The sequence below is a fragment of the Thermococcus argininiproducens genome (genome assembly GCF_023746595.1).
Taxonomy (GTDB): domain Archaea; phylum Methanobacteriota_B; class Thermococci; order Thermococcales; family Thermococcaceae; genus Thermococcus_A; species Thermococcus_A argininiproducens.
Window position 1 is genome coordinate 1,180,398 of record NZ_CP080572.1, and the last position, 11,873, is coordinate 1,192,270.

At 40.5% G+C, this 11,873-nt stretch carries 14 protein-coding genes; 12 read left to right on the plus strand and 2 right to left on the minus strand.

All coding sequences use genetic code 11. The annotated features are described in order from the left end of the window. Nucleotides 1-47: 47 nt before the first annotated feature. The gene (locus K1720_RS06305; protein WP_251947745.1) at nt 48-1,043 is read right to left on the minus strand and encodes a proline racemase family protein; all 996 of its coding nucleotides are present in this window, start codon (nt 1,041-1,043) and stop codon (nt 48-50) included. A gap of 48 nt (nt 1,044-1,091) precedes the next feature. Beyond that, complete coding sequence (locus K1720_RS06310) at nt 1,092-2,069, minus strand: ornithine cyclodeaminase family protein (RefSeq protein ID WP_251947747.1); 978 nt, start codon at nt 2,067-2,069, stop codon at nt 1,092-1,094. Nucleotides 2,070-2,254: 185 nt separating this feature from the next. On the opposite strand from K1720_RS06310, the gene K1720_RS06315 reads away from it, so the two are divergent. The 12 genes from K1720_RS06315 to pfdA all read left to right on the plus strand — a co-directional run bounded on the left by K1720_RS06315 (nt 2,255) and on the right by pfdA (nt 11,861). Then, nucleotides 2,255-3,739 (plus strand): FAD-dependent oxidoreductase, encoded by a 1,485-nt coding sequence (locus tag K1720_RS06315; protein ID WP_251947749.1) that lies wholly within the window; start codon nt 2,255-2,257, stop codon nt 3,737-3,739. A 4-nt stretch (nt 3,740-3,743) separates the two neighbouring features. Next, complete coding sequence (locus K1720_RS06320) at nt 3,744-4,883, plus strand: NAD(P)/FAD-dependent oxidoreductase (protein WP_251947751.1); 1,140 nt, start codon at nt 3,744-3,746, stop codon at nt 4,881-4,883. Nucleotides 4,884-5,053: 170 nt separating this feature from the next. Next, nucleotides 5,054-6,487, plus strand: coding sequence for an FAD-dependent oxidoreductase (locus K1720_RS06325; protein ID WP_251947753.1), 1,434 nt, complete (start codon nt 5,054-5,056; stop codon nt 6,485-6,487). Next, a complete protein-coding gene (locus K1720_RS06330) occupies nt 6,484-6,990 on the plus strand; it encodes a 4Fe-4S binding protein (protein WP_251947754.1) in 507 nt (168 codons plus the stop codon). Before K1720_RS06325 ends, K1720_RS06330 begins: the two co-directional genes overlap by 4 nt. Beyond that, on the plus strand, nt 6,987-7,268 hold the full coding sequence (locus tag K1720_RS06335) for a (2Fe-2S)-binding protein (protein ID WP_015848924.1): 282 nt from the start codon (nt 6,987-6,989) through the stop codon (nt 7,266-7,268). The genes K1720_RS06330 and K1720_RS06335 overlap by 4 nt, the downstream gene beginning before the upstream one ends. Further along, on the plus strand, nt 7,258-8,421 hold the full coding sequence (locus K1720_RS06340) for an NAD(P)/FAD-dependent oxidoreductase (protein ID WP_251947756.1): 1,164 nt from the start codon (nt 7,258-7,260) through the stop codon (nt 8,419-8,421). The genes K1720_RS06335 and K1720_RS06340 overlap by 11 nt, the downstream gene beginning before the upstream one ends. 129 nt (nt 8,422-8,550) lie before the next feature. Continuing rightward, nucleotides 8,551-9,753 carry an MFS transporter gene (locus K1720_RS06345; RefSeq protein ID WP_251947758.1) on the plus strand — a complete coding sequence of 401 codons (1,203 nt, stop codon included), beginning with the start codon at nt 8,551-8,553 and terminating at the stop codon, nt 9,751-9,753. Between the two features lie 208 nt (nt 9,754-9,961). Continuing rightward, nucleotides 9,962-10,117, plus strand: a complete 156-nt coding sequence (locus K1720_RS06350) for a 50S ribosomal protein L39e (RefSeq protein WP_055282831.1) — start codon at nt 9,962-9,964, stop codon at nt 10,115-10,117. 6 nt (nt 10,118-10,123) lie between these two features. Then, the gene (locus K1720_RS06355) at nt 10,124-10,384 is read left to right on the plus strand and encodes a 50S ribosomal protein L31e (RefSeq protein ID WP_055282829.1); all 261 of its coding nucleotides are present in this window, start codon (nt 10,124-10,126) and stop codon (nt 10,382-10,384) included. A gap of 40 nt (nt 10,385-10,424) precedes the next feature. After that, nucleotides 10,425-11,111 carry a translation initiation factor IF-6 gene (locus K1720_RS06360; protein WP_251947760.1) on the plus strand — a complete coding sequence of 229 codons (687 nt, stop codon included), beginning with the start codon at nt 10,425-10,427 and terminating at the stop codon, nt 11,109-11,111. 6 nt (nt 11,112-11,117) lie between these two features. Next, complete coding sequence (rpl18a, locus tag K1720_RS06365) at nt 11,118-11,354, plus strand: 50S ribosomal protein L18Ae (protein ID WP_251947761.1); 237 nt, start codon at nt 11,118-11,120, stop codon at nt 11,352-11,354. Nucleotides 11,355-11,417: 63 nt separating this feature from the next. Then, nucleotides 11,418-11,861, plus strand: coding sequence for a prefoldin subunit alpha (pfdA, locus tag K1720_RS06370; RefSeq protein ID WP_251950586.1), 444 nt, complete (start codon nt 11,418-11,420; stop codon nt 11,859-11,861). Nucleotides 11,862-11,873: the final 12 nt, after the last annotated feature.

The following is an 11,873-nucleotide window of genomic DNA, read 5'->3' on the forward strand; positions in this document are numbered from 1 at the left end:
ACTCCAAAAAGAAAAGGAAAAGGCCCAGGCTTCTTGATTTCTATTTTTTATTTTAATAAAAATCCTTTCCATAATGGGTCGTTTTTGGAGATTATGTCTTGGGAAATTTTTGTAATGTATGCACTTCCAGTAATCTCAGGTATTATTGCAGTGTAATCACCTATTTTTGTTGTTCCTACAATCTTAATCTTGAATTGGGTTCCAAGTATACTCTCATGGATGAAAATATCTCCCTCTTTTAGCACACCTTTTGAATATAGAGTGGCCACTCTTGAAGCGCTTCCAGTTCCGCAGGGACTTCTATCCACACTTCCCTCTCCCCATATAACCACATTTTTCCCGTTGGAGCCTTCTCTTTCTGGTTCATCGGTTAGCATTGCAAGGTTTATTCTATTTTGAACACCTTTTCTTGGATGATGAACCTCTATCTGATTGTTTGCCACCTCAATCAACTTTAACGCAGCTGGTATGAGTTTGTTTATGTAATCTTTTCTAACTCTAAGACCCAGATCTTTGGCATTTGCTATCACATAGAAGTTTCCACCAAAAGCCACATCTACATTTATTTTTCCAATTTTGGGATATTCAATTTCAAACTCTCCTACGTGGAAGCTAGGTACATCTACAACGGTAACTTCTTTGACTACTCCGTTTTCTACTCTTGTCTTTGCTTCTACCAACCCTGCAGGTGTTTCAAGTTTTATACTCGTATATGGCTCATTTGGTTCAATAATTCCCAGCTCTACTAACGCTGTTGCAATTCCCATTGTAGCATGACCACACATGTCCAAATAACCAGCAGTATCCATGTATATAACTCCGAAATCGGCTATCTCAGAAGGCACTAAAACAGCTCCAAATTGATCCCCATGACCTCTGGGTTCGTGAAGTAAAGCAGTTCTTATCCAGTCATAATTCTCTTTGAAGTATTTCCTTTTTTCTATGATGTCCTCTCCTTTTACATTCACTCCTGAGAGCAATATCCTTGTAGGTTCTCCCTCTGTATGGGTATCAACGACATAAAGAATGTGTTTCGCGAACACAAGTGTTCACCCATGTGTTAGAAAAAACAAAAAAGTATATAACTGTTGCTAAAGCGTCACTTCTGTACCAACTCCTAATTTCAATGCTTTCTCATAGGCCAATTTGGCTGTAATGGCGTCTTCTATTGCAAGTCCCACACTCTTAAAGAGCGTTATTTCTTCTTCATGTTCTCGTCCTGCCTTAACTCCAGCCACGAGTTCCCCTAATTCTGCATATACATGTGTTTCATCGATTATTCCCTCTTGTATAGGGATAAGTATATCTCCTGATTCACTCAGTACTCCTTCTCTAGAGTCCACAACTAATTTAGATCTTTTCACAGTCCCTGAATCAAGCTCACGGGCATCTTTGCCCATCCATCCAATAGAGTTTATATGAGTTCCATTTTGAATCCATTCTCCATTGATAACAGGTCTGGTTGCGGTGGTAGCAACAATGAGGATGTCAACATTTTTAGCAACCTCTTTGGGATTTGAGGCAGTAAGTATTTCTATTCCAAGTTTGTTTGACATTTCCTCAGCAAAAGCCTTGGCCCTATTCTCATTTAAGTCATATACTAGGGCTTCTTCTATCTCCCTGACTTCACAAATGGCCCACAGCTGTGTTCTTGCTTGTACTCCAGCACCAATTATTCCTACAGTTTTTGCATCTTTTCTTGCAAGGTATTTTGTGGCGACTCCACTAGCAGCTCCAGTTCTCATTGCAGTTATATAAGTCCCTTCCATAAGTGCTAAAGGTTTTCCAGTTTCGGGATCGTTGAGCAGGATAGTTGCTAATACACTGGGAAGGCCTTTTTTGGGGTTTTGGGCATACAGAGAGACTACCTTAATTGCCAAGGCCTCACTCTCTTTTAGGTAGCTTGGCATGTATAATAAAAAGCCATTGTGTTTTTCGATTTCTATTATTGTTCTTAAGGGGACATCTGCCCTTTCATGATAAAACTCAAGAAATGCTTTTTCTACTGCATCTATAGCTTCTCTCATAGACAGGACTTTCTTCAGGTCGTTTCTGCTAAGAAGCAACATAGTAGTCACCGTTTTTCTATTTTTGTGTTTTTGGTATAAATACTCTTTGCAAAGTTCCTTTGTCTGTAGGCTATCAAAATTTCTGAAACTTCAATAAAAGGTTTAACACCTTTTTGTTTAAACAAAAGGTTTAAATATTTTACATACATAAACGGACTGAGAAAAATGTATACCCGGGTGATAAAATGCGGCCATTAGATCTTTATGAGAAAGACTCTTCTAAAAGGATCACAATATATTTTGAGGGAAAAGTGCTAGATGCTTATGATGGGGAGAAACTGCCAGTTGCTTTGCTTGCTAATAGGATTTACTGGATAACTACAAGCTTACAAGGAAGAAAAAGAGGAGCATTCACCTTTGGTCCTCTTCCAGTAGTAATTAATGGCGTCAAAAATATGAATGGAAGAAAGACTGCTGTGAGGGATGGGATGCGAATAGAGAGACAAAACTATGGTGAATTTCAAGAAGTTGTGGAGATTGGTGAGAACAAGGAGACTATTCAAGAAGTTGTTGATGTTGCAGTGATTGGTGGGGGAATGGCAGGAATTGGTGCAGTATTAGAACTTCAGGAGCATTTAACAGTTGCAATAATAGAGGAAAGAGGCTGGCTTGGAGGGGCAATGTCTCTTAAGGGAATTACCCAGGAAGGGTTTGATGGATCTCCTAGGGAAGTTATTGATGAGCTTACTTCAAAATTTAATGAAAATGTAAAAGTTTTCAAAGGTACAATCTCCCTTGGAGTTTTTGATGAGGGAGAATACTTTTTAGTACCTGCTGTTAAAAAAGGTCAATTAATTGAGATAATGGCAAAAAAAGTAATTTTAGCCACTGGTGCTGTTGAGAACATACTTCTCTTTGAAAACAACGATTTTCCAGGAGTGTTTAGGCTTGATTTTGCTCTTGAAGTAATGAATAAATGGGGAGTTGCTCCAGGCAGGAAGGTAGCCATTGTTGGGAGGAGACCTGAGAGGGTAATTCCAGAGCTGGAAAAGTGGGGTATTGAATACGTGGTAGTACCTAATCCAAAGCGGATTGAGGGGGAAGAAGGTGTTGAACGACTTATTGACATGAATAACAACGTTTACGAAGTAGATGCAGTTATAATGAGTGATTATAGGATACCTGACATCAACCCTGTGACACAGGCTGGAGGAAAACTCACGTTTAAGTGGGGATACTATGTTCCTGTTATTGATGAACAAAACCGCATAAGAGAAGGGATTTATGTTGCTGGAAGTGTAACAGGCATAAAACCACACTATGCTAACTATCTCGAAGGAAGGCTTGTTGGGGCGTACATCTTAAAGGAGTTTAACTATAAGAGCACACCTGCTGTATACAGGGAAAAGCTAGAGAAGTATGAACCCGAAGCTTTACCACCACTTCACGTTGACTTTAAAGCCATGGATCTAAAGGATGTGCAGATATGTGGTTGTGATGTGGATCTGAAAAAAGTTGATGATGTTGTGAAACAAGGAATCACTGATCTCCAGATAGTAAAGAGACTCACTCATCTGGCAATGGGCTTCTGTCAGGGAAGATTTTGTCTTTTCAATGGGGCTATTCTTGTTAGTCAGAGAACAGGGAAAGAAATGAGCACAATAGATCTCCCGGTTGCGAGACCTCCACTTAAGAATGTGAGAGTGAAAGCCCTTGCGAAGGAGGGATGATAGTATGAATAGTGATATAGTTGTAATTGGAGGAGGAATAACGGGAATTGCTATTGCTCACGAGCTTGCTAAACGAGGTGAGGAAGTAACTGTCATTGAAAAAAGATTCATTGGTTCTGGTTCCACTTTTAGATGTGGAACAGGGATACGACAACAATTCAATGACGAGGCTAATGTCCAGGTTATGAAGCGCTCTGTAGAACTCTGGAAGAAATATAGTGAGGAATATGGTTTCTCCTTTAAACAGACGGGTTATTTATTTTTGCTCTATAATGAGGAAGAAGTTGAACAATTTAGAGAGAATATCTCTATCCAAAACAGATTTGGTGTTCCTACAAAGCTTATAACACCAGAAGAAGCAAAAGAAATAGTCCCGCTTCTAGATACAAGTGAGATTATAGCGGCTTCGTGGAATCCTACTGATGGAAAGGCAGATCCCTTCCATGCTACAACGGCATTTGCTCTTCATGCTCAAGAGATGGGTGCCAGGATATTGGAATATACTGAGGTCAAGGATATAATTATTGCAGATAATGAGATTAAAGCGGTAAAAACAAACAACGGTGTTATTAAGACAGGAATAGTTATCAATGCCACAAATGCATGGTCAAAACTCATTAATGCAATGATAAAGCTTCCAATAAGAATTCCAATTGAGCCTTATAGGCATCAGGCAATAATTACCCAACCTATAAAGAAGAATGCAATAAATCCAATGGTAATTTCTTTCAAATACAAAGATTCCTACCTAACTCAAACTGATCATGGAGGAATAATTGGAGGGATAGGATACGAAGTTGGACCGACATATAATCTGACACCCTCCTATGGATTTCTCCGTGAGGTTACAACGTATCTTTCTAAGATAATTCCCTCTTTGAGAGAACTGCTAATACTGAGAACGTGGGCTGGATATTATGCAAAAACCCCTGATAGTAATCCCGCAATAGGCAAGATAGAGGAGATAAACGACTATTACATTGCAGCTGGCTTTAGTGGTCATGGCTTCATGATGGGACCAGCAGTGGGTGAGATGGTAGCAGATTTAATTACTAAAGGCAAGGCTAGTTTGCCTGTAGAGTGGTATGATCCATATCGTTTTGAAAGAGGAGAACTAAGACAAAAAGCCTTACAAATGGGTTGATTTTTGTAAACTTTATTTTTATTCCATTTCGTTCTAAGGGCAGTAGAAATTTTAAAAATCCTACAACTCTTTGACTTTCATCTGTTCTTAGTTTAAACCAAAGGTGAATAACATTTTTATGAAAAAACCTTTAAAGTGGAGGGCTCTTTATTTTACATTGGTGAAATTTCATGCGCCTTAGTGAACATCCTATTTTGAATTTTGAAAAAGTTCGAGGAAAGGAAGTAACTATCTACTTTGAGGGGACACCAATAAAGGCCTATGAGGGTGAAACAATTGCCATGGCGCTCCACGCTGCAGGGATAAGAACATTCCAATACTCAACAAAAAAACACAGACCTCGAGGATTGTTCTGTGCGATTGGAAAATGTTCTTCTTGTCTAATGAAGGTTAATGGTATCCCAAATGTCAGGACATGTATAACTCTCGTCGAGGATGGAATGCAAATAGAAATGCAGGAAGAAAAACCGCTACTACCCAAAACTAAAAAGCCGCCAAAATGGAAAGAACCGCCTAGAATTGAGGCGGATGTTATTGTGGTAGGTGGTGGCCCGGCTGGAATGATGGCTGCTATTCATGCACAGGACGCTGGGGCAAAAGTAGTTCTATTAGATGAGAATCCAATGCTTGGTGGTCAGCTGGTTAAACAAACTCATAAGTTTTTTGGAAAGAGGGAACAGTTTGCTGGAGTTAGAGGAATTAAAATAGCTGACATACTTGAAGAAGAACTGAGAAAACGGAACATTGAGCTTTTCTTAGAAACTTCTGCTATAATGCTTCTTCAAGAGGGAGAGGAAAAGCTGGTAGTTGGGGTCAGAAAGAACAAAGAACTCATTGAGTTTAAAGGAAAAGCAGTTGTGGTTGCAACAGGAGCAATGGAAAGGATGATTCCGTTTGAGAATAACGATTTACCAGGAGTATATGGGGCTGGTGCAATTCAAACACTTATGAACACTTATGGGGTAAAACCGGGGGATAAAGTCTTAATTGTTGGGGCTGGTAATGTTGGGCTTATCTTGGCTTACCAATTATATCAAGCGGGAGTGAAGGTTGAGGCAATAGTTGAAGCAATGCCCAAAGTAGGAGGATATTTTGTTCATGCAGCTAAGATTAGACGGCTTGGTATTCCGATATTGACAAGACACACAATCCTTAGAGCTGAGGGCAAAGAAAAAGTGGAAAGGGCAATTGTAGCTCAGCTTGATGAGAACTGGAAAGTTATTCCTGGAACAGAGAGGGCCTTTGAAGTTGATGTAATCGCTTTAGCTGTGGGATTAAGGCCAAGTATAGAACTTTTACACCAAGTTGGATGCCAAATTAAGTATGTCCCAGAACTTGGAGGACACGTAGTAATTAGAGACTCAAGGATGGAGACAACTATAAGGGGGATCTTTGTTGCTGGAGACTCTGCAGGTATTGAAGAAGCTACAACGGCAATGCTCGAAGGAAAGATAGCAGGAATTGGGGCAGCTTTAGGTGCAGGGGTAGCCTCTCCTGAGTGGCTCAAAGAAATAGAAAAAGCTCAGAAAGAGCTTGAAGAGTTCAGAAGCGGTCCATTTGGAAGTAAAGTTCTTGAAGGTCTCAAGAAGGTGGTGGTAGAATGAGTGAAATCCCTCACTATCTAAAAGAAGGATTTCTAAGCGTTGAAGAGTTGAAAGAGTATGTGGGGTTGCCGAGTGAAGAGAGATTAAGGCAAAGACCAGTAGCAATTCCAGAGTGCCCGCAGGAAATCCCGTGTACTCCGTGTGCGGAGATTTGTCCTACAAACGCTGTTCTCATGGAACATCCAAACGCTGTTCCTGTTGTTGATTATGAAAAATGCATCGGCTGTTCTCTTTGTGTGCAGATTTGTCCGGGATTGGCATTTTTCATGGTTCACTACATTGGAGAGAAAGCAAAAGTGACAATGCCTCATGAAGTTCTTCCAGTCCCGCAAGTTGGAGAGGAGGTTGTTCTCCTAAATAGGATTGGAGAAGAGGTTGGAAAAGGAAAGGTTGTAACAGTGATTCCAAGAGAGAAGAGCAAGGGAGATACACCAATAATAACTGTAGAGATGCCCCTCGAATTAGCTTGGGACGTTAGGGCTGTAAAGGTGGTGAGAGAATGAACGAAAAAGGCGAGAAGATAATCTGCAGGTGTAATGAGGTAACTGTGGAAGAAATTGAAGCCCTCATTGAACAGGGGGTTGAGGACATTGAAATGATAAAAAGGCTTCTCAGAATAGGCATGGGGCCATGTCAAGGGAGAACTTGTCTTCCAATGGTTATCAGTATATTAGCAAGGAAAACCGGTAAAAGTCCAGATGAGATAAAGCTTCCTGCAACGAGAATTCCAATTAGACCCGTTCCAGCAGGAGTTTTGGTGGGTGAGATGGATGAAGAGTAAAGCAGAAGTTATTGTTATAGGTGGAGGAAGCACTGGTACATCAATAGCTTATCATCTTGCCAAACTTGGTGTTGACGTTGTTCTTATAGAAAAAGGGTACTTAGGGAGTGGATCCACGTTTAGATGTGCCACTGGAATTAGACAGCAATTCACTGATGAAGCCAACATAATGCTTCAAAAATATAACGTTGAAAGATGGAAACGGTTAAGTGAAGAGCTAGAATATGATGTGAATTTCAAGCAAACTGGGTATCTTTTCCTCGCCACAACAGAGGAAGAAGTTGAAGCTTTTAAGCAAAATATAGAACTTCACAATAAGTTTGGTGTTCCCACGAGGCTTATAACACCGGAAGAAGCGAAAGAAATAGTGCCCTTACTAAACGCTGATGAATTCTTGGCAGGTCAATGGAATCCTACAGATGGAAAGGCTAATCCATTTAAAACGGTTTTTGCCTTTGCAAAAAAGGCTAGGGAGTTGGGTGCTGAGATTTATGAATACACAGAAGTAACCGATGTCATCGTTGAGAATAAAGAAGTTCGGGGAGTAAAAACTAACAGGGGTGTTATAAAAGCGGATGTAATAGTAAATGCAGCTAACGCATGGGCCCCAATAATAAATGAAATGGCCGGTTTGGGTAAGGAATTCATCCCAATAAAACCCTACAAACATCAACTTGTGAAGACTGAACCTCTTAAGGAAGGGCAAATTGAACCCTTAGTGTGTCCACCAGCATGGAATGATTCTTATGTAATTCAAGATGGGGAAGATGGAGGAGTTCTTTGTGGAACAGGAATAGAGCACGGCCCCACTTATGACATGACACCCACTTACGACTTTCTGAGAGGAGTGCTCAAATGGGCCACTCGTATAATCCCGGCACTTAAATATGTGCACATATTAAGACAGTGGGCAGGTTTTTATGCAAAGACTCCTGACAGCAACCCTGCAATAGGCAAAATACATCATATAAGTGGCTTTTATATTGCTGCTGGTTTCAGTGGCCATGGTTTCATGATGGCACCCGGTGTGGGAGAGGCAATGGCAGATCTCATAGTTAAAGGAAAGACAAAAGTACCTTTAGATTGGAACTGGTACGACCCACACCGGTTTGAAAGAGGAGAACTTAGAAGTACAGCCTTCCAAATTGGTTGAGTTTTCTTTATCCTCTTTTTCTTAAGATTTGTTCGTGTGAAAAGATTTTTAAATTTAAACTTGTTCAGTAGGGATGGTGTAATCCTTGTCTCCTTTGTGTTGCTCATCAGAAAGTCGTGAGGTGATAAAATGAAACGTTGGAAGTCTGTAATCCTGAATACACTTGTAATGACAGCCGGATTTGGAACTCTGAGTATGATGAGTGTAGCTAAGCCTGATATAATATCTCACTTTGGAATAAGTGGAGAGGCTTATGATCTTCAACATGTGGCCTATGTCTTTGGTCTCTTTATAGCCTTTCTTTTAGGTCACACAAAACTTTATGAGGGGAGTTTTAAGAGGAGTGTTGCTATAGCACTTAGTTTTGCTGCAATACCGCAAGCTTTGATTCCTTATGTTGGAAATTGGTATCTAGTGGTGGCTCTAAGGTTTATCCAAGGTTTTGTCGTGAGTTTAGTGCCTCTGTTTAGTACGCAGATAGCTAACTACTTCGTGGCTGAGAGACCATTTGCTAAAGGTATAATTCTCTCTGGAATATTTTGGGGCGGTGTTTTTGGTTCAATGAGTGCTAAATATTTGGTAAACGCTCTTGGTTGGAAATCAGCATTTTTAGTGACTGTTGTTGTAATGTATGCTGTTCTTTTAGTATGGTGGTTATTTACGGAAGACTTTGAGATAGTCCATAAAAGCGAGAAAAGTACAAAAATTAACATTTGGAGCATGAAATTTACTTGGGTACTTGGACTCACGTTTTTCCCTGCCCTGTGGGTGATTTTCACAATAATTGGGTTCTCATCATCTCTAGCTTATGCGCTTGGATGGAACAAAAGCCAGGTGGCAAACTTAAGCACGACCTTGAATATTTCAAAGGCTCTTTGGTCAATAATTATGGGCTTTGTCGGATTTCAGCTTTCTAAAAGGAACACTACTGCCAGAGGACTTTTCAACGCGATTGTACATGTGATGATACTCTCTTATGCAATATCTTTTGTGGGCTTGGTGATTTACTCCAAAGCCATGCTTGATGGAAGTTACTCTTTAGCTTTGGCTTCAGTATGGCTTATAGGGGCACTCCAAGGAACAGGACCAGCTTTTTGGACGTCTGCTCCTGCTACATATCCTAGGAGCATATATCCAAGAGCTTCCTTTGCATTGGGGTTAATATCCAATTCAGCTAATGCAGTGGCTCCCTCTATAACGGAAGCACTTGCAAGGCAAAGTGAGACATTAGCACTTGGAGAACTAGCATTCATGCCATTATTGGGCATATTGATCTTGGTTACTGTTTCAAGAATGAAATTACCAGTAGAGGAGCTTGGAGAGGACGCTTAAATTTGCATTCTTTTTATTTTTGGCATTTTTCAAATTTTGCTCTCTGGATAGGAGGGTAATTTTTAAGGCAAGGATAAGAGCTTAATCAAAAGCTTTTTAACCTTATAATTTTTGAATGTGAGTGAAAGCAAAAATTTAAATACGCTTGTGCTAAGCCGGCCATTAGTCCGGCATATTTTCACGTTCACAAATTAAGGAGGGATTAAGAATGGCAAGGAACAAGCCTGTAGCGAAAAAACTTCGTTTGGCAAAGGCAGCTAAGCAAAATAGGAGAGTCCCTGTTTGGGTTATTGTAAAGACAAATAGAAAAGTCCTAACTCACCCTAAGAGGAGATATTGGAGGAGAACAAAGCTTAAGGAGTGATGAGAGATGGCAGAGGAGAGAGTTTACGTAGTCCCAATTAGAAAGATCATAAAGATAGTTCCAAGATGGAAGAGAGCACCAAGGGCTGCTCGCTACGTTAGAGAGTTTGTAGCAAGGCACACAAAGGCAGATGAGGTTATCATAGGTACAGATGTTAACGAGAAAATCTGGGAGCGCGGAATAGAAAAGCCACCAAGCAAGCTCCGTGTTAAAGTCACGATTGAGGAAAGAGAAGGCGTTAAGGTGGCTGAGGTCCACCTTGCTTGATTCTTATATTTTCCAATGAGGGAAGGCCGAGGGTGTGAAGATGCACATTGAGAGACTAGACTTTGAGAATTCACCGTACCTTGGAGTTTTTGGGTTAGCTAGTGATAAGTTTGTCCTGATCAGAGAGGGCCTTCAAGAAAAGAAGCTTGATGTGTTAAGGGAAGTTTTAAAGGTTCCCATCATAGAGACTAGCATAATGAAATCCAGGATAGTTGGCATCTTCGCTGTTGCCAACTCAAGGGCAATTGTTGTTCCTTACTATATCTGGGATACGGAGCTTGAGAAAATTAGAACTACCCTACGAGAAAACGGCTTCGATGTTAGTGTGGAGCCAGTCTTGAGTAAGTTGACTGCCTTTGGAAACTTGATCCTTGTGAATGACAAGGCTGCTCTAATTAGTGCGAAGTTCACAAGGGAAGAAGCAAAACAGTTTGAAGACATATTTGATGTTGAAGTGGAAAGAGGAATAATAGCGAACTATCATGCTGTTGGAAGTGTTGGAATCGTCACTAACAAAGGTGGATTAGTCCACCCGGAGGCTACTGATGAAGAGCTTGAATGGCTCGAAGGTCTCTTTAAAGTTGATTTTTATGTTGGAACCGCCAACATGGGTGTGCCCTTTGTGGGCTCATGCATGATTGCAAATTCCTTTGGTGTTGTCGTTGGGCATCTTACAACTGGTCCTGAAATAGTTAAGATTGAAGAAGCACTAGGATTTTTGGGGTGAGGGGCAATGGAAGTTAAGGTATTCCGCGTTAAGGGAATCTTTGAAAAAGAAGGGAGAAAATTCAAGTTCACCAAGGAATACAGAGCCCTAAAGCCAGAGGATATTAAAGAACTTGTCTTCTCAGAAATTGGAAGTAAGCACCGTGTCAAAAGGTCAAAGATCCTTATAGAGAGCATTGAAGAGATAAAACCAGAGGAAGCTGAGAACCCAATCGTTAAAAGACTCAGTTTGGAACTCGCTTGACGTTTTATCTTTTTTTACCAACATCCTTAAAAACTTCTTTAGTTATTCTCTCTGGTGGTGGAAATGGAGAATAGGGAACAACTTGAGAGGTTAGCTTATGAATATCAGCTTTTACAGGCACAAGCACAGCTTTTGGCCCAAAACCTTGAACTCCTAACCCTTGGAAGGAATGAGTTCCAAGCCGTGAAAGAGACACTCGAAGGACTAAAGAATGTTGAAGAAGAAAATCCCGAGATCCTGGTTCCAATAGGTGCAGGTTCATTTCTGAAAGGAAAAATAGAGGACAAGAACAATGCAATTGTTAGTGTAGGTTCTGGCTATGCAATCGAAAAGAGCATTGATGATGCAATCACATACTTGGATGGGAGAATTAAAGAATATGATGAGGCTATAAAGAAGACCCAAGAAGCTCTTCAGCAGCTTGAGGGTAAACTCCAAAACTTGGCCCAAAAGGCTCAAAAATTACAACAAGAGCAATCCATGGGGTTTAAAGTCCCCAAGAAGTGATCCCTTTTTCTT